At 64.1% G+C, this 24,285-nt stretch carries 19 protein-coding genes; 9 read left to right on the top strand and 10 right to left on the bottom strand.

What is annotated here, in order from left to right; all coding sequences use genetic code 11:
- Positions 1–6: 6 nt before the first annotated feature.
- The 4 genes from pucL to ACTSLZ_RS08805 all read right to left on the bottom strand — a co-directional run bounded on the left by pucL (position 7) and on the right by ACTSLZ_RS08805 (position 3,421).
- Positions 7–891, bottom strand: coding sequence for a factor-independent urate hydroxylase (gene pucL / locus ACTSLZ_RS08820; RefSeq protein ID WP_129316447.1), 885 nt, complete (start codon positions 889–891; stop codon positions 7–9).
- A gap of 73 nt (positions 892–964) precedes the next feature.
- On the bottom strand, positions 965–1,291 hold the full coding sequence (uraH, locus tag ACTSLZ_RS08815; RefSeq protein ID WP_129316446.1) for a hydroxyisourate hydrolase: 327 nt from the start codon (positions 1,289–1,291) through the stop codon (positions 965–967).
- Positions 1,288–1,782 carry a 2-oxo-4-hydroxy-4-carboxy-5-ureidoimidazoline decarboxylase gene (uraD, locus tag ACTSLZ_RS08810; RefSeq protein WP_443094753.1) on the bottom strand — a complete coding sequence of 165 codons (495 nt, stop codon included), beginning with the start codon at positions 1,780–1,782 and terminating at the stop codon, positions 1,288–1,290. The genes uraH and uraD overlap by 4 nt, the downstream gene beginning before the upstream one ends.
- Before the next feature lie 328 nt (positions 1,783–2,110).
- A complete protein-coding gene (locus ACTSLZ_RS08805; protein ID WP_179628043.1) occupies positions 2,111–3,421 on the bottom strand; it encodes an ISL3 family transposase in 1,311 nt (436 codons plus the stop codon).
- A gap of 986 nt (positions 3,422–4,407) precedes the next feature.
- On the opposite strand from ACTSLZ_RS08805, the gene ACTSLZ_RS08800 reads away from it, so the two are divergent.
- Complete coding sequence (locus ACTSLZ_RS08800) at positions 4,408–5,949, top strand: hypothetical protein (protein ID WP_443094752.1); 1,542 nt, start codon at positions 4,408–4,410, stop codon at positions 5,947–5,949.
- Positions 5,942–6,598, top strand: a complete 657-nt coding sequence (locus ACTSLZ_RS08795) for an ATP-binding cassette domain-containing protein (RefSeq protein ID WP_443094751.1) — start codon at positions 5,942–5,944, stop codon at positions 6,596–6,598. Before ACTSLZ_RS08800 ends, ACTSLZ_RS08795 begins: the two co-directional genes overlap by 8 nt.
- A 12-nt stretch (positions 6,599–6,610) precedes the next feature.
- Here the strand turns inward: ACTSLZ_RS08795 and xdhC are convergent, their stop codons facing one another.
- Genes xdhC through ACTSLZ_RS08780 form a run of 3 tightly spaced genes read right to left on the bottom strand, consistent with a single transcriptional unit; the run spans position 6,611 to position 11,555 of the window.
- Positions 6,611–7,408 carry a xanthine dehydrogenase accessory protein XdhC gene (gene xdhC, locus ACTSLZ_RS08790; protein WP_443094750.1) on the bottom strand — a complete coding sequence of 266 codons (798 nt, stop codon included), beginning with the start codon at positions 7,406–7,408 and terminating at the stop codon, positions 6,611–6,613.
- The gene (gene xdhB, locus ACTSLZ_RS08785; protein WP_443094749.1) at positions 7,408–9,921 is read right to left on the bottom strand and encodes a xanthine dehydrogenase molybdopterin binding subunit; all 2,514 of its coding nucleotides are present in this window, start codon (positions 9,919–9,921) and stop codon (positions 7,408–7,410) included. Before xdhB ends, xdhC begins: the two co-directional genes overlap by 1 nt.
- Positions 9,918–11,555, bottom strand: coding sequence for a xanthine dehydrogenase small subunit (locus ACTSLZ_RS08780; RefSeq protein WP_443096122.1), 1,638 nt, complete (start codon positions 11,553–11,555; stop codon positions 9,918–9,920). Before ACTSLZ_RS08780 ends, xdhB begins: the two co-directional genes overlap by 4 nt.
- A gap of 757 nt (positions 11,556–12,312) precedes the next feature.
- Between ACTSLZ_RS08780 and ACTSLZ_RS08775 the strand changes: the two genes are divergently transcribed.
- From ACTSLZ_RS08775 to ACTSLZ_RS08760, 4 genes are all read left to right on the top strand, one after another.
- Positions 12,313–13,920, top strand: coding sequence for a nucleobase:cation symporter-2 family protein (locus tag ACTSLZ_RS08775; protein ID WP_321201259.1), 1,608 nt, complete (start codon positions 12,313–12,315; stop codon positions 13,918–13,920).
- Between the two features lie 63 nt (positions 13,921–13,983).
- Positions 13,984–15,306, top strand: coding sequence for a guanine deaminase (gene guaD, locus ACTSLZ_RS08770; RefSeq protein ID WP_129316463.1), 1,323 nt, complete (start codon positions 13,984–13,986; stop codon positions 15,304–15,306).
- Positions 15,307–15,472: 166 nt separating this feature from the next.
- Positions 15,473–16,936 (top strand): NCS2 family permease, encoded by a 1,464-nt coding sequence (locus ACTSLZ_RS08765; RefSeq protein ID WP_193554057.1) that lies wholly within the window; start codon positions 15,473–15,475, stop codon positions 16,934–16,936.
- A 183-nt stretch (positions 16,937–17,119) separates the two neighbouring features.
- On the top strand, positions 17,120–17,770 hold the full coding sequence (locus tag ACTSLZ_RS08760) for a GntR family transcriptional regulator (protein ID WP_443094748.1): 651 nt from the start codon (positions 17,120–17,122) through the stop codon (positions 17,768–17,770).
- A 19-nt stretch (positions 17,771–17,789) separates the two neighbouring features.
- On the opposite strand, the gene ACTSLZ_RS08755 is transcribed toward ACTSLZ_RS08760, so the two are convergent.
- Positions 17,790–19,127, bottom strand: coding sequence for an MFS transporter (locus tag ACTSLZ_RS08755; RefSeq protein ID WP_443094747.1), 1,338 nt, complete (start codon positions 19,125–19,127; stop codon positions 17,790–17,792).
- A gap of 145 nt (positions 19,128–19,272) precedes the next feature.
- Here ACTSLZ_RS08755 and ACTSLZ_RS08750 point away from each other — a divergent pair, with 145 nt between their 5' ends.
- Together ACTSLZ_RS08750 and ACTSLZ_RS08745 are read left to right on the top strand one after the other, a co-directional pair.
- Positions 19,273–19,938: a DUF2848 domain-containing protein gene (locus tag ACTSLZ_RS08750; protein ID WP_443094746.1), complete on the top strand. Its 666-nt coding sequence runs from the start codon at positions 19,273–19,275 to the stop codon at positions 19,936–19,938.
- A 60-nt stretch (positions 19,939–19,998) separates the two neighbouring features.
- Positions 19,999–20,496 carry an ureidoglycolate lyase gene (locus ACTSLZ_RS08745; protein WP_443094745.1) on the top strand — a complete coding sequence of 166 codons (498 nt, stop codon included), beginning with the start codon at positions 19,999–20,001 and terminating at the stop codon, positions 20,494–20,496.
- Between the two features lie 109 nt (positions 20,497–20,605).
- On the opposite strand, the gene ACTSLZ_RS08740 is transcribed toward ACTSLZ_RS08745, so the two are convergent.
- Positions 20,606–21,649 carry a Gfo/Idh/MocA family protein gene (locus ACTSLZ_RS08740; RefSeq protein WP_443094744.1) on the bottom strand — a complete coding sequence of 348 codons (1,044 nt, stop codon included), beginning with the start codon at positions 21,647–21,649 and terminating at the stop codon, positions 20,606–20,608.
- Positions 21,650–21,660: 11 nt separating this feature from the next.
- On the bottom strand, positions 21,661–22,488 hold the full coding sequence (locus ACTSLZ_RS08735; protein ID WP_129316466.1) for a sugar phosphate isomerase/epimerase family protein: 828 nt from the start codon (positions 22,486–22,488) through the stop codon (positions 21,661–21,663).
- Between the two features lie 223 nt (positions 22,489–22,711).
- Here ACTSLZ_RS08735 and ACTSLZ_RS08730 point away from each other — a divergent pair, with 223 nt between their 5' ends.
- Entirely contained in the window at positions 22,712–24,283 is a 1,572-nt protein-coding gene (locus tag ACTSLZ_RS08730) for a glycoside-pentoside-hexuronide (GPH):cation symporter (RefSeq protein WP_443094743.1), read from the top strand.
- Positions 24,284–24,285: the final 2 nt, after the last annotated feature.

Here is a 24,285-nt window from a genome sequence, read left to right as displayed (position 1 = left end):
GTCGGTTCAGCAGAACCCTGCGATTCCGTCCCAGGCTGCTTCCGCCTCCGGGGCGTCTTCACGGCGGATCGTCGCCTCGATCAGGCCGTAGGGCCGGTCGGCGGCGTAGTGGGTCTCGTTGTTGTTCGACTCCCCGCAGAAGCCCAGGTCGTAGACGAAGTGGTGCTTGTTGGGGCAGGAGAACTTGATCTCGTCGATCTCCGGGTGGGCCTCGATCACGGCCTGACCCATGAGGTACAGCGTCTCCTGGAGGGCGCGCGAGTAGTGGTCCGTGAACTTGTCCAGGATGATGGACTTGACGTCCTCGTAGGCGGCGTCGTAGTCGACGTCGTCGGTGTTGTACCTCCACCTGGTCGCGATGTCGGTCGAGAGGACGCGGTCCTCGGTCTCCGGGAGGGTTGTGTACTGATCCTTGGGATAGCCGACGAACCCCGACTCCGTGGACTTGAGCACCGTCAGGCCCTTGAATCCGGAGATCACCGTGCGTTGATCGCCGTCGGCCACGACCACCGCCGTGCGAATCTCGTCCTTGTTCTGGACGAAGCAGTGGTCGTGGTCGTTGATCCTGGCCCACGCGTGTTCATCGGCCGCCCAGCGTCCGCCGCTGACCCAGTCGAATTCCGAGGTGAAATGGTCCGCGAGGATCCCGAGGTAGTCCTCAGGGGTGGTGATGTCGTGCTTCTGGGCCAACGCGAACACGGTGTTCTTCTGGGTGTCCGTTGCCACGCAGTGCGCGTTGTCGCCGTGCGTGTGCACGGCGTCGAAGTCGCCTCGCAATTGGGAGGTGACCACGAGGTCGCGGAGCGTGTGTCGGTCCGTGGTGCGGTTGACCCGCACCACGTGGTTCTCGGCCTTGCCGTACTGGGTCTTTCCGAGGACAACGTTGGTCATGGTGTTCTGCTCCTGCTGCATTTTCGTTGGATGGGGTGGACCGGCAATCGTCGACGAGGGGTCGGCTCCTGGGTCAACTGCCGCGGTATGTGGAATACGCGTACGGGCTGAGCAGAAGAGGCACGTGGTAGTGCCCCTGCTGTTCCTGCACCGTGAAATCCACCGCGACGAACGGGTAGAACGTCTCCAGGCCCTGCCCGGAGAAGTACGGTTCGGTCGCGAAAATGATCCGGTAATGGCCGGATTCCAGGGTCTCTGGGCCGAGGTCGTTGACTCGGCCGTCCTCGTTGGTGGTGGCCGCGGCGATTTCCTCGCCGGAGCCTCGGAGGAGCGTCACGTCGATTCCCGCGGCGGGTCGGCCGTGGACGGAATCGAGAACGTGGGCGGAAATGAAGCTCATGAAAGCATCCCTTCGATACGCAGGACGGCGATCTCGCGCAGCTGCTCGGCCACTTCGACGCGCTCTGCCGTGGGGGAGTTGTTCAGGCGCCGGTGGAGTTCGGACAAGATTTCCTCGTGCGAACGACCTGCGGCGCGGATCAGGAAGACGTGGCCGAAGCGGTCTTCGTAGTCCCTGTTGCCGGCGGCGAGGGATGCACGGGTCGATTCCGACGACGGGCCAAGACTGGCTTGCTCGGACCGGGAATGCTTGGCCTCCTCGGACTCCGATTCGTCCCGCTGACCGATTTTCGGATGGTGGGAGAGGGCTTGGTCGATCTCGGCGTCGGTGAACGGGTGGGCCGCGCGTCGGGCGACCTCGACGACGTCCAAGACCGAGCCGTACGGCCTGGCCGCCACGATCTCCCCGACCCAGCGTGGAATGTCCAGGGCGGGTCCGATGGCCTCTGCCGCGGAGGCTGGATCGAGAGCGTTGAACTCCGTGAGTCTCATCGACACCTCCCGTTGCCAGATTTCGGATCGTGAAACTTAAATTCCATTGCTAATCAGTGAACTGGATCACGAGCGGGAAGTCAAGGGGCGGGTGGGGATTTTCGAGGTCGGTCCGCCGGAAGGCCTCGCTGAGGGAAGGGGAGGGCGGTAATCATCGCTGTCAGGCATGTGGCGCGCCTGGCCCCGCTTGAGCTGAAAGTCCACAACAGGGCGCCATATGGGCTCTAGAGGTGCTGGTGGGGTGCGCACGGAGGTTGTTGGACTGAGTGTATTTGAGCTGATGAATCACAGAAATGTCCGCGCCTCGATGACCGCGTACTTATATGGCTCATCGCATTTGAGGGTGTAGGTGGTTCCTGAAGCCGCCGGTGTCGAGCAGCGATCGGGCTATGTAGTTCGTGAGGTTCCGGAATCCGAGGGCGGAGCCGCGGAGGTGTTCCAGGCGCCCGTTGATCGCCTCTGTTGGCCCGTTGGACGTGCCGGGCCGGTCGAAGAACGCGAGGATGTCGGCGGCGCGCTGCTTGAGCGTGCGGCCGAGCTTGCGGACCTCCACGAGCGCGGCGGGGACGCCGCTGGAGACGGAATCGATGACGGCTGTCATCAGCTTCTTCGCCGTCTTCCGATCGGGTTCGCGGTAGGCAGCGATCACGCGCTGGTAGATGCCCCAGGTCGCCTCGACCTCGACGTGCTCGGAGACCGCGAACAGTGCCTCGAGACGGGTCTGCTGCCGGTCAGTGAGCAGCTGCGCGCCGGTGTGGAGGATGCGGCGGGCCTTGTAGAGCGGATCGTTTTTGCGGCCCCGCCGGCCGTGCAGGCACTGCTGGACGCGACGACGGCAGGTGTCGAGGGCGTCGCCGGCGAGGCGGACGACGTGGAACGGGTCCATCACCGCCTGCGCGTCCGGGAGCTCCTCGCTGACGGCGGTCTTGAAGCCGGTGAACCCGTCCATCGCGACGACCTCGACACCATCGCGCCAGTCCTGCGGGCGTGCGGCGAGCCAGGTCTTGAACACGGCTTTCGAGCGACCCTCGATCATGTCCAGCAGACGGGCGGGGCCGGTCTTGTCGCGGTTCGGGGTGAGGTCGATGATGACGGTGACGTACTTGTCGCCGACTCTCGTGTGGCGCCAGACGTGCTCGTCGACGCCGATCACGGCGACGCCGTCGAACCGGGCGGGATCGTCGATCAGCACTCGACGCCCTTCAGCGAGGACCGCGTTGTTCGCCGTGTGCCAACCGACACCGAGTCCGGCGGCGACGCGGGCGACGGTGAGGTGGTCGATCACGAGCGCTTCCAACGCCCACCGCATCCCGCTACGGGACAGCTTGGCTCGCTCGGGCGCCGCTGCCGTGAGGTCCTCACGCCAGGACCGTCCGCATCCCGAGCACTTGTAGCGGCGGACCCGGACCAGCAGCGTCGTCGGGCGATGACCGAACGGCTCGTGGGCGAGACGCCGCGTGTCCGTCCCGCGCGAGAGCGCCTGGCTACCGCATCCCCGGCACCACGGATCCGGCTCGGCGACGCGGCACTCGATCACCGCGCGATCCGGCTCAAAAAGCTGACCGGTGGCCACGAGGCCGAGCTCGTCGAGATGGCAGAACACGGTCAGATCAGGGGTCGCGAAGGTAGCGTGGTGCACGTCGAGGTCTTCCGGCAGATGGTCAGTGTGAGAACTTCCATCATCGGAAGGCCTCGACCCTCATCCGGCGACCGACGCGCTCAGCCACCTACCCCCTCAACTGCGAAGAGCCACTTATATAGCTTTACTCGAGTAAATTTGTTCAGAAGAGTCTTGACGGCACACGGAGAGCGGCCTAATATCATTCATGCTCTCATGACAAAGTGAGGGATATCATAGCCATTCTGTTCTTTTGTCTTTGGGGAGACATCATGAAAAAGAGGATTCTGTCCATAGCAACTGGTGCCGCGCTTGCTTTCGGGGCCATGGTTGCCGCTCAAGCTTCCGACCACGTAGGAGGCGGCTTCTGGGCAACACGCACGCCGGGCGTTGGGCGAAGGCATCGGCGCCTTCGCGGTGGTATGCGGCCGACAAGGCCTACTGGAACTACTGCTGATCATTCTGGATAGGAGCGCCCCGGTCTCAAGGAGTCGGGGCGCTGTCCTGCGAGACATGAAAAATAACCTGAGACTTTCCGTCGCGTATTCATTTCTGCCCTTAGTTGCCGTGGTATTTGTTTTCGGAGCTCTGTTCTCCATTGACTCCCAAGTCACGCTGGGATTCAGTGATATTGCTTGGGTCAAGAAGGCAGAAGAGAACGCCGACCCCCAAAAGTTCTTCGACTCCTTGACGTCGGAGGCGAAACGCCGGGGGATCAATATAGCCAAGATTGGGGCTGATTCAGCGCATCCCGAAACCGGGCAGCAACTGGACATGATGGTGGGGAATGCCGATATCTCTTCGGCACGGTGGCCTGATTCCGGATACCCCAGGTTCAACCAAAGCCAAGACGTGAACGTTGCGGTGAGGCAACGAGCCGAAGACGATCCGCTCGGGTGGTATCTGATCTACGGGGATCGTGAGCGAGCTCAGGGCCTTCTCTCCCAGGTGGGCTCTATCAGCGGGTATTCGGGCATGCAGTACGGAATGTTTTGGCGGACAACGTCATGCGCTCCATGGGTGGTACCCCGTTGGTTTCGGCATTCGTTTCCAGCGTCGGCATCATCGTGTTCAGTATTTCGTCATCGATCCTGTTGGGCAGCCGGAGATACGCCCGAAAGCGTCTCAACGGAGCCAGTCCGTGGGAGGTCTTCAGGCACGATATAGCCGACATCCAGGTTCCGCTCCTGGGATCCACCGCCATCACCGGCACGCTGTCCACTGTGTTTCTCGCGGCCTACAACGATCTCGCCTTTGCGTCCCTGTTCTTTCGCCTCACCGTCCCCGCCCTCGTCGTACTCGTCGTCGTTTGTCTGGCGGTTCACGCCGTCACCGTTATGTTCTGCATGCGCGTACCCGTGGCAGACGCGCTGAAGGGGAAACAGCCGGCACGATTCGTTTATGTATCGATGGGTTTGGCCAGGGGTTTCGCGATCCTCATGATTCTCGTGACGTCGTTCGGGACTGTCCAAACGGCCCTCGTCCTTCGATCCCACACTGAATCGCGGTCGTCGTGGGAGTCCAACAATCAGGCGTACTTCGTCGATATTGCTGGCGCCGTTCGCGGTCAGGATGAGGAAAACAGGTTGGCCCAATGGTTCGCCGGCGAGGCCAAGCTGGACAACATCATCGTTGCGCACCGGGACAATCTCATGACCGCGACAGCCAACGAAGCTCCCCGGTCCGAGGGGGCGGTGCTGTTCGTCAACGATCAGTACGTTCATCACAATGCTCAGCGCTTCCCGGAGGCCGAACGGGCCATTCGTCAGAACCCGGACTCGATGCGGCTCTTCCTTCCGGAGCGGTCCGAAACGACCGTGGAGCAAGTCATGGATTACCTTCCCTACGGAGTCGATAGGACCAAAACAGGCGATATCCAGATTGCCCACTACGATTCGACGAAACCGGTCTTCGACTACGGATGGTCTCTGGGGCTCAACCGTATCGACTCCTTCAACCCGGTGGTTGTGTACCTTCCTCCCGAACAAATAGCTGCTATCCCCGGAGACGTATCTGCGTGGGCCACGCAGGGAGATGCGTTGGTGATCGACAGGGAATCCGCCCAAATCCGGTTGAAGGAATCCGGGGTGAAGTCCATGGTTCACGGCATCACGAACGCAAGGCTCCAACAAGCGAAGTACGCTCGGGAAGCGCGAACCGATGTGCTGCTCTCCGTTTACTCCGTCTGCCTTCTGCTGCTCCTCTTGCTCTTCGCAACGATTGAATTCTCCAGAATTCATGTTTCGGAACGGGACCAGAGGCTCTTCCGTGGTTACCTCTTCGGCGAATCCTGGTCACGCGGGCTGCGTCCGGTCCTGTGGATGGAAACGGTCGTCGGCCTCGCTCTAGGATGCTGGATTCTTCGGAGAACCAGATCAGCAGTGGAGACAGCAGTATATTTCGGAGCCTCGAGCCAGGAATCCTTCGAGTACAACACCGTAATGCTGGTATGCGGAGCTCTCCTGATGATTGTCAGCGTCTCGATCATGCTCGGCTCCTTGAATCGCGCCTACCGTCACCACATCTCCAGGAGGTCTCGAGATGCCTGAATCGATCGTCGTCGTCTCCGAAGGAGAGAAAACCATCGGCTCCTCAGTCATTTGGCGAGGCGTCAACCTCTCCATCGAACGCGGCGAAATGGTCGCTCTGGTCGGCCCGTCCGGGTCTGGCAAGACCACCTTGCTGAACTGCCTCGGATGCCTGAGCGAATTGACCTCGGGTCGACTGACCATGATGGGGGTTGATTTCTCCCGGCGTGCTCGACGGAGACAAAGGGAATTCCGGCGCCGTCATCTCGGATATCTGTTCCAGAATTACGCTTTGGTCGAGTCGGACACGGTGCTCAAGAACCTCCAGGAACCATTGCGTCTCCTTCCACGACATGACCGCCCCGATCGTGAGGAGATTTCGCGGGTGTTGGCTGACGTCGGAATCGAGGGGCGAGAGAACAGCAAGGTGTACCACCTGTCCGGCGGGGAGCAGCAACGGGTCGCTCTGGCCGGTGTGATGCTCAAACGTCCGAGCATGATCCTGGCCGACGAACCCACCGGCGCGCTCGACGCCGAGAACGGTTCGCTGGTCTTGACCAAGCTGCGAGAAATGGTCTCACGCGGCGGCGCGGCGGTCATCGCGACGCACAACGCGCACGTCATGGACCTGTGTGACCGGACCATCGACGTCGGCCGCTTCCGCCCCTGAAGCCGCAACGGATCACGGCCAGGCGACGTCCTGAGCGAGTGCCGCGACTACGCTGATCGCGATGACCGCGGGGGACTTGCCGTCGATACCGGAAATCCCGATGGGGCAGGTGATGCGGTCGATGTCGGCATCCTCATGGCCCTGCTCCCGCAACCGCTTCCTGAATCGGGTCCACTTGGCCGAGGACCCGATCAGGCCCACCGAGGCAAGGTCGTCCCTCCCCAGAGCCGTATCGCAGAGGATGAGGTCCTCGGCGTGGTCGTGGGACATGATGAGCACGTGACTGTCCGGGGGAAGATCCTTGAGCACGGTTTCGGGGGCGGGCGCATGGTGCACCCGGAGTCTCGCCGGTCCGTCGGCCGACTCCAGAGCCCGGGCCGCGTCGACGGCGACCTGCCGGCTGTCCGCAAGATGAACCGTGACGGGAAGACGGGACAGCAACCGGACAATCTCGGTTCCCACGTGCCCGGCCCCGAAGACCGCCACGACCGGCGGTGCGGCGATGGGCTCGAAGAGAACCTCGACCTTCCCTCCACAGCACTGTCGGCCGAAGCGCGTCGTCATGTGTTCGGTCAGCGACATCTCCTCGGTCCGGGGCTCAGCCTCGCCGTCACGCAACATGCGGCGAGCGCTGTCGGTGACGGTGGCTTCGAGATTGCCCCCGCCGATGGTGTCCCACGTCCGGTCCGCGGACACGACCATTTTGGTTCCTGCTGTTCTCGGGGCATGGCCGCGCACCGAGGTCAGGGTCACCAGGATCCCGCTCGTGCCCTCGGACGTGAGGGACTCGAGGCCGGTGAGCCACTCCATCAGACCGACTCTCTCTCTGGCTGCGGCGATTGGGGCGGCCGACCCGTCCGGACAGGTGACGTTGCCTGATTGCTCGTCGGATCCGTGGTGGGTTCGGGCTTGGCCGCTTGGGGGCCCGCTCCCGGCGCCGTGCCGACCTCTTGTTTCTCCTTTTCGGCTCGTTCGGATTCTCCTTCGGGCTCCGCGCCTCGGACCTCCTGGATCGCCCAGAAGACTTTCTCGGGGGTGGACGGGCATCCGAGATCCACCTCCGCACCCTCCGGGCCGAAGGCTTCCACGGCAGTCCGGAGGGCCTCGCGCACGCTCATGGCGAGCATCAGGGGCGGCTCGCCGACGGCCTTCGAACCATAGACGACGCCGGTTTCCGTCGCCCGCTCGTACAGGTGCACGTTGAACTCCTCGGGCAGTTCCGAAAAGCTCGGGAGCTTGTACGTACTGGCAGCCTGGGTCGCGAGACGGCCGCGCCGGTCGCCGTCGGAGGTGTCCCACCGCAGTTCTTCCAGGGTCAGCCAGCCGGTGCCCTGGACGAAGCCGCCCTCGATCTGACCGACGTCCACGAGGGGCGACAGGGAATCGCCGACGTCGTGGACGATGTCGGTGCGCAGCACGCGGTAGGAACCGGTGAAGGCCTCGACCTCGACCTCGGTGGCCGCCGCGCCGTAGGCGTAGTACTTGAAGGGGGAACCGCTCATGGTCGAGGAGTCCCAGTGGATGCCCTCCGTGCGGTAATAGCCGGCTGCGAAGAGCTGCACGCGCTGCATGTAGGCGTCCGAGACGACCTCCTCGAAAGGTACGGGGTCCTTGCCCATCGCGGCGACGCCGTCGTCATCGAACCTGATGTCGTGTGGGTTCGCGCCGAAAATGCCGCCGGCGACCTGAGCGAGTCGTTCTCGGATCTGTTCGCACGCGTTCTTCACGGCCCCACCATTGAGGTCAGCGCCGGAACTCGCGGCGGTCGCCGAGGTGTTCGGGACCTTGTCGGTACGGGTCGGCGCCAGCCGGACGCGGTCCAGACGCACGCCCAGGGTGGTCGCCGCGACCTGACGCATCTTCGTATGGAGACCTTGCCCCATCTCGGTTCCGCCGTGGTTGATGAGCACCGAGCCGTCCTTGTAGACGTGCACCAGGGCACCGGCCTGGTTGAATGCGGCGAAGTTGAAGGAGATGCCGAATTTGACCGGCGTCATCGCGAGCGATCGCTTGGTGTCCGTGTGGGCGGCGTTGTACTCGGCGATCTCGGCCTTCCGGCGCACGACGTCGGCCCTCTCGGACAGCGTGCCCCAAATATCGGGGAGCCTTTCGGCGTGACGCACGAGCTGACCGTACGGCGTGGTGTCGCCCGGCTGGTAGAAGTTGCGACGCCGCAACTCGCCCGCGTCGATTCGGAGCAGTGGGGCGCACCGGCCGAGAATGTTCTCCAGGACCAGCATCCCTTGGGGCCCACCGAATCCGCGGAACGCCGTCTGGGAGGTCTTGTTCGTTTTCGCAATCCGTCCGTGCACGTGGATGTTGGGCACCATGTACGCGTTGTCGATGTGGCACATGGCCCTGGAGAGAACCGGTTCGGACAGGTCCATGGCCCATCCGCCGTCGGCGGTCAGCGTCGCATCCAGGCCCGTGATGCGGCCCTGGTCGTCGAAGCCGATATCCCATTCCGCGTGGAAGGGGTGGCGCTTGCCGGTCATGGTGATGTCCTGGGTCCTGGTCAGACGGAGGCTCACGGGTTTGCCCGTTCGGACCGCCGCCAGGGCCGCGACGGCTGCGAGTCCGTGCGGCTGCATCTCCTTGCCGCCGAAGGCCCCGCCCATCCGGAGGGACTGGACCGTCACCTCGTGACTCGACAGGCCGAGCACGTGGGCCACGATCTCCTGGGTCTCCGTCGGGTGCTGGGTCGACGAGTTGACCAGGACCTGCCCGGATTCGTCCACCCTGGCGAAGGACGCGTGGGTCTCCAGATAGAAGTGCTCCTGGCCGCCGAACTCGAAGGTCCCACGGAATCGATGCGTGGCCTTCTCCAACGCTTCGTCGGGCTCGCCGCGTTCCATGACGTGCTGCGGCCCCTGGAAGCTGGCCGCGTCGATCGCTTCCGGAAGGGTGACGATTGAGGACAACGGCTCGTACTCCGCCTCGACCGCTTCGGCGCCTCGCCGTGCGGCCTCCGTCGTCTCGCCGATAACCCAACAGATCGCGTGGCCGAAGTACATGACCTCGGACGGGAACAGGGGCTCATCGTGCTTGACGCCGGCGTCGTTGAGGCCGGGGACGTCGTCGGCCGTCAGGATCTCGACGACGCCCGGAACCTTCCTGGCTGCGTCGGTGCTCAACTTCGTGACCAGTGCGTGCGCGTGGGCGGACTGGACCGGCCAGGCGTGCAGGCTGCTCTTGTCCCTCGTGGCCAAATCATGCGTGTACAGGGCTTCGCCGGTGACGTGCTGCGCGGCGCTCTCGTGCGCGACTCTCGTCCCGACGCCGGCCGGACTCGGGTCGGCGGGTGCGTGCGTGATTGTCTTCATGAGTTCGCTCCTACGAATTCGGAGGGTCGGAATTGGGCGTAGAACCGGAGTACAGACTGCTCGAGCATCGAGGACCTGTACCTGGAGCTGGCACGGTGGTCGTCCATGGGCGTGCTCTCGGCGGTCATGAGCGACGACGCCTCGCGGACCGTTTCCTCGGTCCACGGCTTGTTGACCAGGTACTGTTCGGCGGCCTCCGCCCGGATGGGTGTCGCCGCGACGCCTCCCATGCCGATCCGGATCGATGAGATGCGGCCGTCGTCCACCTGCATCGCAAACGCCGTGGACACGGAGGAAATGTCGTCGAATCTCCGTTTGGCGACCTTGTAGAACGCCGTGGTTTCGGACAGGGGCAGGGGAATACGGATGGCCCGGATGAATTCCCCGGTTTTCCGGACGGTTTGCCGGTATCCGGTGAAGTATTCGGAGATCGGGACGGTGCGTTCGCCGTCGGTCGAGTACAGGACGAGTGCAGCATCCAGCGCCAGGAGCACGGGCGCCGAATCGCCGATGGGGGAGCCGGTCCCGAGATTGCCGCCGAAGGTCGCACTGTTGCGGATGAGACGTGAGGCGAACTGCGGGAAGAGCTGCGCGAGAAGGGGGATGCGGCCGTCGAGGCGACGTTCGACCTCGGACAGGGTCAAAGCCGCCCCGATCTCCACATGGTCGTCTGCATATCGGAGGGAGCGGAGTTCCTCGAGGTGGTCGATCGCGATCACGTTCTCGGGGCGCGTGTGACGGATGTTCGTCTCGACGCCGACGTCGGTCGATCCGGCCAGCAGCACGGCGTCGGGGGTTTCGGCGTATTGACCGGCCAGGTCATCGAGATCCTGGGGGCGGGCGAAGAGCGCTTCGCCGTTGCGGATCTCGCCGCGATCGACGACCGGCGCAGACGAGGACTGCCGGAGCGCCAGCGGGTCGTTGGCATCCGGGGTCGTCAACGCGTAGGCGGCGTCCTTGATCGGGCGGTATCCGGTGCACCTGCACAGGTTTCCGCTCAATGCGTGGAGGTCGAAGCCGTTCTCCCCGAGTTCGCCGGATGAGGCGGAGGTGGAGGTTGAGGTGGAGGTTGGAGAGGTGGCGGATGGCGCAGCGGTTGGCGAAGCGGCGGCGGTGGGGGACGCGGCGGTTGGTGACGTGATGCTTTGCGAAGCGTCCGTGGGCGTCGTGGCGCTGGCAGGGGCCGAAGCTGATGCCGCGGTGGCCGATGCGGGAGCACCGCCGGTCGGGGTCCGTTCGGGACGGTAGTACTCGGCGGCCATCGAACAGATGAATCCCGGCGTGCAGAATCCGCACTGCGAACCGCCCCGGTAAGCCATTTCTTTCTGAACCGGGTGCAGATTCTCCGCGGAGCCCGGGCCGGGGCTGGTCCCGAGACCTTCCGAGGTAACGACCTCCTGGCCATTGCAGGCCAGAGCGGGCACGAGGCACGCGTTGATCGAAGTCCACCGGGATGCCTCGTCGCCGTCGGGGCGTGCGATCAGTACCGCACATGCGCCGCACTCGCCCTCGGCGCATCCTTCTTTGGCGCCGGTCAGGCCGAGATTGCGGAGCCAGTCCAGCAGGTTGAGGTAAACCGGTACGTCGGTATCAACGTGCTGCTGTCCGTTGACGGTGATGCTGAATGAACCCATCATCACGTCCTCCTTGTTGTGGTGGTGTGAGAAAGCCTGGGGCCGGTGTGGTGTGTGCGAACCGGGGCGACCTGCACTTGTGGTGATGCCCCGCAAGGTGCCGTCCCCGTACCGATGGCCTGGGCCCCCGGTGGTCAATGCCCGGTGGTCCACGACGTCGAAGTCGCATGATCTGCGGCCTCGTGAGGTGACATCCTCAGCGCCGCGGTTCCGCGACGACGTCGCGAGTCCATGCCGCGCTCCTCTACTATTGAGTGAGGCAAACCACTCCGACCCATCCTGTGTGTGACCTGACTCTCTACAAATATGGATTTTCGGTCATCCTAGCACCGATAATGAAATTTGGAATCCACATCGCGGAAAACTGGTGAGTATTTCGGGTGCGTGCGCCGTGGGCGAGGTGTCGAGGTGGCAGTGGCGTGCGGTTTTTGGGTCATTTTCGTCCCAAAATTGCCACCTCGCGGGTCGGGGGTGCACGGAATTGCCACCTCGCGCAGGGAAACCCTAGTCGCAGCGCCCCGCCTGCCCGCCGGCCCACCTGCGCCACCCGCCCCCGCGACTGCCATCGCCCCGCCCGCAACACGCCGACCTGCGCACTTATTCGAACGGCCTTGTCAAAATCTACGTGACTCAGGCTACACTGGTCTCCACAATGCGGACTGCAAATACCGCATCATGAAATTACCGATCAGTTTCCATGGAACCCGGGCGGGCATCGAGCCACTCTCGCCTCCGCGTTCGGGAAGGTTCCCACATGATGAGCAGCCAGAAGATCCCACGGTCAGGCGGCAGATCCTCGATACCCGCGTCTTCCGACAGGCCGGAAGACGCGTGGCTACCAGTAGGCAAACTGATCACCTTCGGTTTCCAACACGTCCTGACGATGTACGGGGGCATCATCGCGGTACCGCTGGTGGTCGCGAACGCCATGCATCTCTCACCAGGGCGTTCGGCCATCATGGTCACCGCGAGCCTGTTCGTCGGGGGACTGGCGACGATCCTGCAGAGCGTGGGCGTCCCGTTCCTCGGTGCCAAGCTCCCCGTGGTCCAGGGCGTCACCTTCGGCGGCGTCGCCACGATGCTGGCCATTCTGGCCACACCCGGCAGCGACATCACCACCGTCCTGGGCGCCGTGATCGTCGCGAGCATCATCGGCCTGCTGATTGCACCGTTCTTCGCGTCCGTGGTCCGGTTTCTCCCACCCGTCGTGACCGGAACGGTCATCGCGGGCATCGGGTTGAGCCTGGTTCCCGTCGCCTCCGACTGGGCCATGGGTGGTGACTCGGAGTCCGGCGACTACGGGTCGATGCCCCACGTCATCCTGGCCTTCGTGACGCTCGCGATCACGCTGTTCTTCAGCAAGATCGGTTCCGCGGCACTGTCGCGGCTGTCGATCCTGTTGGGGCTCGTGCTCGGCACCGTCGTCGGCATCTTCATGGGGCTCACGGACTTCTCCGAGGTGGGCGACGGCGCCTGGGCGGCCCTGCCCGAATTCTTCGGTTTCGGGTGGCCGACCTTCGACCCCGCGGCGATCATTTCCATGGTGATCGTGATCCTCGTGGCGATGACGGAATCCGTGGCGAATCTGCTCGCCGTCGGGGAAGTGGTCGGTAGCCGCGTAGGACGACGCCGCATCTCCCGCGGCTTGCGCGCGGACATGCTCTCCTCCGCCGTGGCACCCGTGTTCGGGTCGTTCACCCAGACCGCGTTCTCCCAGAACATCGGGCTGATTGCCCTGACAGGCGTGCGCAGCCGCTTCGTCGTCGCAACCGGCGGCGTGATCCTGGTGATCATGGGACTCTTGCCCATCCTGGGCCAGGTGGTCGCCGCGATCCCGATGCCGGTGCTGGGCGGGGCGGGCATGGTCCTGTTCGGGACCGTGGCCGGATCGGGGATCCGCACCCTGAAATCAGTCTCCTTCGAGGGCAACATGAACCTCGTGATCGTGTCCGTGTCCTTGGCCTTCGGCATGGTCCCCGTGGTTCAGCCCGATATCTACGAGGGCTTCCCGTCCTGGTTCCAGACCATCTTCACTTCGGGGATCTCTTCGACGGCGTTCATGGCGGTTCTCCTGAATCTCGTGTTCAACGAGCTGCACCTCGGCAACCCGAAGGGTGCGTCCGTCTTCGCGGCGCGGCCTGTCCGGTACATGACGTCCTCGGATCTCCAGAAGCTGCAGGAAGGTGACGTGGTGACGGACGGAAAGCTCCTCGATCGCGATGGGGAAGAGGTTCCGACCGTGCCGGACTCGAGAACCGAAGAGATCCGGCAAGCCATCGACTCCGGGGAAGTCACCGACACGAGCGAGATCCGGCTCATTCTGGACGGGACCAAGAAGACTCCGGCCGACCGCCGCGGCAACTGATCGCGGTCACCTCGCACAGGACATCAATCGCACACGCATCACAGTGAATGGAGGAAGGAAACGATGAACATCATCGAATGGGATGAGGGCCTCGCGGACGACGCCGCGGCCGCACCCATCCGCATCATCACCGGCCACGTCGTGAGCCCGACACGGGACCGGGGGCGGACGATCGACCTCGAGCACGGCGGAATTGCCGTGCAGGGCGACCGCATTCTCGCCGTCGGCCCCGCCGGTGAGGTCCTCGACAAGTACCCTTCGGCGTCGGTCGAGGCCCACGGGGACCGCCTGGTCGTACCGGGTTTTGTGGACTGTCACGCCCACTACTCGCAGATGACGATGATCGCGTCCCCCGGGCTGCAGCTGTTGGAGTGGCTGAAGAACTACACGTTCCCCGCCGAAGGTCTCTTCGCCGATCGGTCGCACTGCGCGGCCATGGCGAACTTCTTCACCGACCAGCTCGTGGCACACGGGGTGACTTCCGCCTGTGTCTACGCCACGGTGCATCCGGAATCGGCGCGAGCGCTCTTCCGCGCGGCCAGGTCGAAAAGCTTGCGGATCATGACGGGCAAGGTCTGCATGGACCGCAACGCTCCCGACTACCTGCTCGACACCCCTGAGCAAGCCTATGAACAGAGCCTCGAGCTCCTGGAGGAATGGCATGGGGTGGACCGTCTCGAATACGCCCTGACGCCGCGATTTGCCCCGACGTCGTCCTCCCGCCAGCTGGAACTCCTCGGCCGGATCGCGGAGGAACATCCCGACATACCGATCCAGACCCATCTGTCCGAGAACCCCTCGGAATGCGAATGGGTCGGGGAGCTGTTTCCGGACGAGTCCGACTACACCGCCGTGTACGAGCGATTTGGTCTGGTCAGGAAACGATCAGTCTTCGGGCACGCGACTCACGTGTCGGAGAGCGAACTCGACCGTCTGGGCGCGGCCCAGGCATCCCTCGCACACTGCCCGACGTCGAATCTTTTCCTCGGGTCGGGGCTCTTCCGGCTCAAGGAGAACCGGCGGGCCCCGGGGCTCAGAATCGGGCTGGGGTCCGACGTCGGAGCGGGAACGAGCCTGTCTCCGTTGGCCTCGTTGAACGAGGCCTACAAGGTCAGTCGTTCCGTCGGCGAACCCCTCGAATCCTTCGAAGCGCTCCGCCTGGCGACCCTGGACGGAGCCGAGGCTCTGGGGACGGATCACGCCGTCGGCAGTCTCGAACCGGGCAAGGAGGCCGACGTCGTCGTGCTCGACCCGGAATCCACTCCCGTGCTGCGCCAGAGGACCGACTACGCACAGACCACCGAGGAACTGCTCTTCGCGATGATGCTTCTCGGCGACGACCGGGCCGTCCACAGCGTTTACGTCGCTGGGGCGAAGGTCAGGTGACGGGGACCCCGTCGACACCTGCCGACCTGCTTTTGACCGTCACACGCTCGGAGCCCGACGCCGCCCGGTGAGAGGCGCTCCGCAAGGGCACGAAATCCTATTCGCCAGTCCCCAGAAACAATCTCCGTTCCGATGTCCCGGAATGGCAGGGAAACAGAGGCACCCCATGGCTGCAACCAATGTCAGAACCGAACAACAATCCACGGACAAACGCTCCGCCCTGGACCGCTTTTTCGAAATCACCGCACGCGGCTCCACGGTCAAACAGGAGTTGCGCGGCGGTCTCGTCGCATTCGTGGCGATGGCGTACATCGTCGTCCTCAACCCGCAGATTCTCGGCGCCGCCACGGACGTCGAAGGCAACGGTCTCGACTTCGGCCAGCTCACCGCGGTGACCGGCCTGGTCGCCGGCAGCATTACGGTGCTCTTCGGTCTCGTGGCCCGACTCCCGTTCTCTCTCGCGGCCGGACTGGGCATGAACAGCTTCCTGGCCGTCTCGGTGGTGCACGACGTGACCTGGCCCGAGGCCATGGGACTCGTCATCATCAACGGTGTGATCATCGTGTTCCTCGGGGCCACCGGGGTGCGGACCGCGATTTTCCACGCAGTCCCGGCACCGTTGAAAACAGCGATCACGGTTGGCATCGGGTTGTTCATCGCCTTCATCGGATTCGTGAACTCCGGATTCGTGACCAGAACACCGGACGGCCCGCCCGTGCAGCTGGGCCAGGGCGGATCGATCACCGCGCTGCCGACCATCATCTTCGTCTTCGCCCTGTTGCTGATCGGCGTGCTCGTGGTGCGCCGCGTCCCGGGCGGAATCCTGATCGGCATGGTCGTCGCGACCGTCGTATCCATCATCGTTCAGGCGATCGCCCACCTGGGGACCGTCGGGGATCCGAAGAATCCGGACCCGCAGGGTTGGAACCTGAGCGCGCCCGAGTTGCCCAGCCACATCGTCGCCCTGCCGGATTTCGGTTTGGTCGGCCAATTCGATTTGTTCGGCTCGATCCAGAGGGTCGGCATGCTGTCCGTGGTCATGCTCGTGTTCACTCTGCTGTTCACCAACTTCTTCGACGCGATGGGAACCATGACAGGACTCGCGGGGAACGCCGGCCTGTCCAGGCCGGACGGAACGTTCCCGCGGATCCGTCAGGCGTTCATCGTCGAGGGCATCGGTGCCATCGGTGGTGGTGCCGCATCAGCCTCCTCGAACACCGTGTTCGTGGATTCAGCCGCCGGTGTCGCGGAGGGCGCCCGAACGGGTCTGGCCGCTTGTGTGAGCGGTGGACTCTTCCTGGTATCGATGTTCTTCACGCCCCTGATCGAAGTCATTCCGATGGAAGCGGGGGCCGCAGCGCTCGTGATCGTCGGGGCCATGATGGTCATCCAGATCCAGGACATTGAGATGAAGGATTTCCGCGTCTCGTTGCCCGTGTTCCTCACGATCGTCTCGATGCCGCTGACCTATTCGATCGCGAACGGAATCGGCGTCGGTTTCATCTCCTGGGCGCTGATCCACGTGCTGACCGGCCGAGGCAAGCGAGTCCACTGGCTGATGTGGGTGGTCTCCGCGGGCTTCCTGCTGTACTTCACTCGCGACGGCATCACGGCCATGCTGGGGGGCTGACGTCTCCTTCGTGGCATCTGATTGATCCGGGGTGCAGGGTTCTGCGCCCCGGATCGGTCTGTCCGCAGGATGGTCGCGACGCGGGTCCGGGTCCGAGTCCCGGCCGGTCGAATGATCCCTGTCGAACACAGCGCACCGGGACAAGGCCGATCCTGCTCGCGCGGAAAGGTAGGGTTGTGGAATATGCAGAGGACAACGGGGCTCACGGCGCGGCAGAATGCCTATGATCGACTGCGCGACCTGGTGCTGACCGACCCTTCCGTGCAGGGGACCTTCCTCAACGAAGTGGACCTCGTGGAGAGATTCGGACTGTCCCGCACGCCGATCCGGGAAGCGCTCATCATGTTGGCCTCGGACGGATTGGTCGAACTCATCACCCACCGCGGCGCCTATGTGAGGCCCAGCGACGACCGGTCAATCCGCGAAACCATGGAAATGCGGACTCTCATCGAGCTCGAGGCGGCGAGGCAGATTCTTGCGTCGGGGCGGGCCCCCGTGCGGATCATGAGCGACCTCCTCGAAGAGCAGGCCCGACTCGATGTCTCGCCTGAGACACTCCCGGACTTCATCTCGATCGACCAGAAGTTCCACGCCGCCATGGTCGATGCCCCCGGAAACCGGGTCATGTCGGACTTCTACACCCGCCTGCGCGTGATGCACGTTCGATTCGGCATTTCCGCGACATGGACCAGCCCCCGGCGTCCGGCCGAGGTGCTCGAGGAACACACCCGCATCCTGGACGCGCTGAAGGCGGGAGACGCGGACGCTGCGGAGGCCGCGATCCGGCACCACATCGAGCGGACCCAATGCCTCCTGCTCGACGACGTGCGGTGAACCGGCCGCGAACTGCCCGTCACACGGCGGCCCCGGGCCGGGCCGTGTCCAGGTGGTCGAGGTCCTCCTGGACGTCGTTGTCCCGTCCGATGGCGAGCCCGATCAGGGTGAGCACGCAGGTTCCGGCGAGGTAGGCGGCCACCCAGACCCACGAGCCCGAGACGTCGAGCAGCAGGGTGAACATCATCGGCGCCAGGGCGCCGCCGAGAACCCCAGCGATGGTGTACGCGAGCGACGCGCCGGTGTACCGCAGCCGTGGGGAGAACTGTTCGACCACGAAGGCCGCCTGGGGGCCGTACATGAGCGAGTGGAAGAACAGACCGATCGGGATCCCGATGTACATCCAGGCTGCGCCACCGGCGTCGAGGTTCGCGAAGAAGACGAAGGTCCACACCACGGTGCCGAGGGTCGCAATCCCGTACAGCAGACGCCGGTTGATGAGGTCGGAGACGAACCCCGCCAGGGGGATGCACACCACCTGGAAGGCCGAGCCGAACATCACGGCTCCCAAGACCGTGGCCCTGTCGAGGCCCAGGATCATCGTCCCGTAGGTCAGCGTGAACACCGTGAAGAGGGCGTAGGTGACATCGGGGCCGATCCGGGAGAGCACCGCCGACATCAGCGGGCGGCGTTCTTCGGTCCAGAGCTCGGAGATGGGTTTCTCCGCCCTCTGCCCGGTCTTCTCGACGGCCTTGAAGACGGGAGTGTCCTCGAGTTTGAGCCTGATCCACAGCCCGAACAGGACGAGAACGGCGGAGAGCAGGAAAGCGACGCGCCATCCCCACGCGAAGAAGGAGTCTTCGGGGAGGGCCAGGCTGAGACCCGCGAAGACCCCGTTCGCCAGGAGGTTTCCCGCGGGTGGGCCTATTTGCGCGGCCGAGGACCAGAAGCCCCGGTAATGAGGGTTGCCGTACTCGCTGGAGAGCAGCACGGCTCCGCCCCATTCGCCACCGACGCCGACTCCCTGCGCGAATCTCAGGAGTACCAGGATGAGTGGAGCGGCAACCGAGATGCTCTGGTAGGTGGGCAGAACACCGATGAGGAACGTCGAGACGCCGATCAGGAAGAGGGTCCACACCAGCACCTTCTTGCGTCCGATCTTGTCACCGAGCCGGCCGAAGACCACGCCGCCCAGCGGACGGGACACGTACCCGACGGCGTAGGTCGAGAACGCGAGCAGCACGCCGACCATCGGGTCCCCGGAGGGGAAGAACAGGCTCGGAAGAACGATCGCGGCGGCGGCTGAATAGATCGCGAAGTCATACCACTCGAGCGTCGTGCCGCTGAGGCTCGCGGTGAACGCTTTGAGCAGGTCCTTTCTGGCTACGGGAGGACGGGCCGTGGGGGTGGAGGTCATGACTGCCTTTCATGCCGTGGGCGTGTGACCGGCCACACGCTGTGATTGCGTTAACGTTATACGCGTTGTATACAATGAGACAACCCCGTCCGACCGGTCGAGGACAAGGCGAGATGAAAGCAGGGCACAAGTGTTGAGGTTCGAATTGATCGATGGACCGACCGTCGACGTCGCGGTCACCCGGCTCTTCAATGCAGGGTACGCCGGCCGGGACCAGGCCTCGGTGCGAGCCCACATCGACGAATTGGCCGAGCTCGGCGTCCCGGGACCGAGTCAGGTTCCCGCGCTGTACCCCGTGTCGCCGTACCTGGCGCAGCAAGCGGATTCGGTTGCAGTCCAGAATGAGAAGTCGTCCGGGGAAGCCGAGTGGGCGATTGTTTTCACGGACGACGGCGTCCTCCTCACGGCCGCGTGCGACCAGACGGACCGTGATCTCGAAACCTACGGCGTGGCCTGGAGCAAGAACGCCTCACCGGATGTTCTGGCGAAGAAGGCATGGCGGCTCGACGACGTCGAGGACCACGTGGACGATATCCGGATCGAAGCCTGGGTCACCGACTCCCGCGGGTCCGAATCGCGTATTCAGGACGGCACGCTGGGGGACCTGCTGCCACCGGCTCACTGGATTCGCGAGCTGAAGGACCAGGGATACGCCCGGCCCGGAACCGTGCTGATTTCGGGGACGATTCCCATGGCCCCGGACGTCGACCAATTCGCGCCCGGGTGGCGGGTCCGCCTGACCGATCCGACCAACGACGAGACGATCGAGCTGTCGTACACCGTGGAGAAGATGCCCGAGCCGATCGGCTGAGGACCCCACGACGAACACAACGGACTGACGACCGTCCGCAATTACTCGTTCAGGAGAACGATGATCCACCATCTTGCTGCGGATGCCTTTGCCCCGTACGGAAAAGTCCTGGACAGTACGCTCCAGGTTGACGATTCGGCCCCGGCGTTCCATTCGGTGTCGAGCAGTTTCTACCGTGCCGCGCTCTTCGACCCGGGCGAGGACGGGGAGGTCGACCTTCTCTGGGTCACGTACGACCGCACCGAAATACCCGAGACACTGGAATCGCACCTTCTCACCGAGCAGGCGCTCATTCCGATTTCGGGTTCCGTGGTCCAGCACGTCCGCCGGCCCGATCATCGGGACGGTGCCGTCGAATCCTTCCTCATCCAGCCCGGTCAGGGGATCGTCATGGACCGAGGATGCCTGCACACCACCACGTCCGTCGCCGGCAAAGCACTCTGTCTCATGGTCAGTCGAGCAAGCACGACACAGGACTTGGCCGATTCACTCAGCCACGGCGTCGAGCCGACAGAAACGGTGTACGGACCTTGTTCCTCGTCGGGTGATGCGACCTGAGCAGGCAAGCCGTCGCCGTTCGGCAGTAATCGGTGCTCGATGCGCCCCGCCGATGCGGGACGTGTACGCGAACTTCGACATGGGTTCCCGTGCGGCCTGCCGAGTGGAGTCACCTCAAATAGGGATTGTCCAGGTCCAAGTCTCGAGCGGCCCTGTGGGGGAATCCACCGGCGCCGTCGTAGGCGGCTTTGACAATGCGCAGCGCGTGGAGCGCCTCACCGGGATCGATCCAGAAGGGCTTTCCGGAACCGAATCCGCCGTAGAAGTCCTTGATGAGCTCGCCGTGGGAAGCGCCCCAATAGACTTTGGCCCGATCCGAGGGGAGCCGCTCCTTGATCACCTGGTCGGGCGCGCCGTCACCGGTAATCAGCAATTCCGTTCCCGACCGCATGTTTCCGTGCTCCATGGCGATGTCCATGGTCACCGGGAGATTGGTCGGGGCCGCATTGGTCGCCATGAGGACACTGCGGATCCCCGATTCGTGAACGAGAGTGAGGGCCGCGGTGTCCTCGACCTCGATGACGTCACCCAGAGCGTCGGTGCCCACACGTCCCCGAACCTCGACCACGGGGCCCATGATCCACTGGAGGAGGTCCACGGTGTGAATGGCCTGGTTGATCAGCAGGCCTCCGCCGCTCGTGGACCACGCACCGCGCCACGGTTTCGAGGTGTAGTACTCGGGAGGGCGGTGCCACGCGACGGTGGCAACTGCACCGAGTGGTGCCCCGAATCGGCGGGAGTCGACCGTCTCCTTCATGGCCTGGGCCGAGAGATTGTACCTGTTCTGGAAGCACACGCCCACGCGAGGTGATCGCCCGTTCCGGCCCTGTGCGTTCTCGGCCGCGGCCACGATACGGTCGGCGCTGCTCAGATCCGAGCTGATCGGTTTTTCGGTCAGGACATCGCAGCCGACCGCAAGGGCTGTCAGTATCACGCCTTCGTGCTCATGGTGCGGGGTGGTCACATGGACGACGTCGGGCGCGAACCAACGTATCGCATCCTCAACGGTCGATGCGGTCGGAACTGCCAGTTCGCGCTGCGCGGCGTCGCGGCGCTCCGGGTCGACGTCGCACACGCCGACCACATCGGCGTCGGGCAAGGACCGGAGGGCCTCGGCGTGAACGGCGCTGACCGACCCGTAGCCGACGATCACGGCGCGCAGACTTATTGGTACCTGATGCCCTTCTCCCGGAGCAGCCCCGTGAAGGCGGTGTGGGCTTCGGTGAATAGCTCCGGGCCGGAGAATCCGCCGAGTTCGTGGGCGGCGGAGAGGTGCGGTTCCAGGGAGAAGAACCCGTCGAAGCCGTCGTCGACGAGGGCGTCGATGGTTTCGCGCAGCTCGCCGTCGCCCTCGCCCGTGACCACGACCTCGCCATCGGACAGGTGAGCGTCCTTGACCTGGACGTATTCGAGGTACGGCCGTATCGCGGCGTAGCCCTCGGTGAAGGGGCGCACCCCACACTGGACGAAATTGGCCGAATCCCAGGCCGCCCTGAGTCGTGGCGAGTCGACGCCGGCCAGCAGGTCCGCGCATCTGCGGGGAATGTCGCCGTAGATCTTCTTCTCGTTCTCGTGGAGGAAGGTCACCCCGCCCTCTTCGGCCACGTCGGCCAGAGCGCGCATCCGGTCGATCACTTCGGTTCTGCAGTCATCCGGGTCCACGCCCTCGGGAACGAAGAAGGAGAAGACGCGCACGTAGGGTGCCCCGAGAACCCGGGCGACGTCGACCGCATGCTGGGCTCGCTCGAGGTGCGCATCAATGGGATCCCGAAGCCCGATCTTTCCGATGGGTGAACCGATGCTCGACACCTTGAGGTCGTAGCGATCCAGGATCTCAGCGGCCTGCTCGAGCTGTTGGTCGTCCAGATCGAGGACGTTGGTGTCCCAGGCGCTGCGGAATTCGATGTGGCCCAGCCCCAGTGACCGTGCGTGGGAGCACTGCCGTTCCATGTCGGGGGAGATCTCGTCGGTAAAACCGGACAGCGTCCACATGCTCTGCTCCTCGTCGAAGTCGGTGACCTTCGGACCAGCCTGGCGGACGACGCCGCCCACGACAACGGGTTGCCACTTGTTGCCGGAATCACCAGTGCGTTCATGGTGGAGGTACTGCAACTGACGGCAACCGCTGGTCCGGTCGGAGCGACGACCCCAGGATGTAGAAAAGCAACCGCACAGTGTGGTTTGCGCCACGCTGTGAGAGTGAAGGGCGACGACGATGTCACATGCAGCAGCCACCCAAACCGACGAGCGACAGGGCACGGCGCCCTCGAAAGGTGCGACGAGCAAACTGCCCCTACGATCCTTCCTGGGCTATGCCGCGGGGGATGCGGGCAACAACCTCGCGTTCAACATGGTCAGCACGTTCCTCCTGCTGTACTACACCGACGTCGTCGGGATTCCGGCCGGTTACGCCGCGCCCATCTTTCTGATCGTTCGGATCTGGGACGGTATCGGAGACGTCATCGTCGGCCGGTGGGTCGACAAGACGACCAGCAGATGGGGCAAATTCCGGCCCTGGATCCTGTGGTCCTGCTTGCCTCTCATGCTGTGCTCGGTCTGGGTCTTCACCCTGCCGGAGGTGGACAGTCTCACGATGAAACTGTTCTGGGCATACCTGTCCTACGGCGTGATGATGATGTTCTATTCGATGGTCAACATTCCGTACGGGTCGCTCGCCTCGGCGATGACGCAGGTCCCTGTCGAGCGCGCAAAACTCGCGACGTTCCGCACCGTGGGCTCCCAGGTCGCCGTGATGCTGATCGCGGTGGTGGTCTCGCCGCTCGTGGAACGATTCAGCTCCGAGAATCTCTACAAGGAGAAGGTCGCGGCCCTCGGTGGTGAGGATCGGGCCACCGACGCTCAGCTCTCCGCGGCCAAGGCGGCCGCGGCACACGATGCGACCACGGGCCTCCAGGGGTCGTTGACCACGATCACCGCGATCTTCGTGGTTCTCGGCGTCGCCCTCTACGTCTTCACCTTCCTGACCGCCAAGGAGCGCGTGACCCGCCCCGCGGACGATCAGATCGGTCTGAAACAGGCCGTATCCGTGCTGGCCAAGAACAAGGCACTGATCTGGCTCTCCGTCGGGTCGGTCGTCGTTCTCACCTCGCACGTCTGTCTCCAGACGATGAGCATCTACTTCGCCCGCGACGTCATGGGCAATGCCGGACTCTTCTCGATCCTGACGATCATCCAGACGGCGTCGATCTTCGTTGCCGCCCCGTTCATCGGACGAGCCGTGGCACGATTCGGCAAGCGTTTCGTCTACCTCTCCGGGGCGGTCTCCTTCATGATCGGCGGCCTGATCGTGTTCCTGTGCCCACCGTCCATGCCGTGGCTCGCCTGCGTCGCGTTCTTCTTCCTGGGCCTGGGAATCGGCCTGCTCAACACCCTCATGTGGGCGATGGAGGCGGACACGGTCGAGTACGGCGAATGGAAGACGGCACGCCGCACGGAAGGAACCACCTACGCGGTCTTTTCCTTCGTCCGCAAACTGGGCCAGGCCTTCGGCGGCGCGGCCGCGGCGGGACTCATCGGCCTGACCGGCTACGTCGGGGGAGCAGCGGTCCAATCCGACCACGCGGTCATGGGCATCAGGCTGACCGCAGGAATTCTCCCGGCCGCACTGTGCCTCATCGCGTTCTTCGTGATGCTGCGCTACCCGTTGACCGACTCCCTGTTCAGCCGAATCGTGGAAGAGAACGAGACCCGCAAGCAACAAAAGCCCGCCATGGTCGACGGACGTGCCGTCGCACCCGAGCAGTCAGCCTCCGAGAACGAGAAGTAGAC

The sequence above is a fragment of the Rothia koreensis genome, assembly GCF_052232265.1.
GTDB lineage: Bacteria > Actinomycetota > Actinomycetes > Actinomycetales > Micrococcaceae > Rothia > Rothia koreensis.
This window is presented reverse-complemented; position numbering and strand designations above follow the sequence as displayed.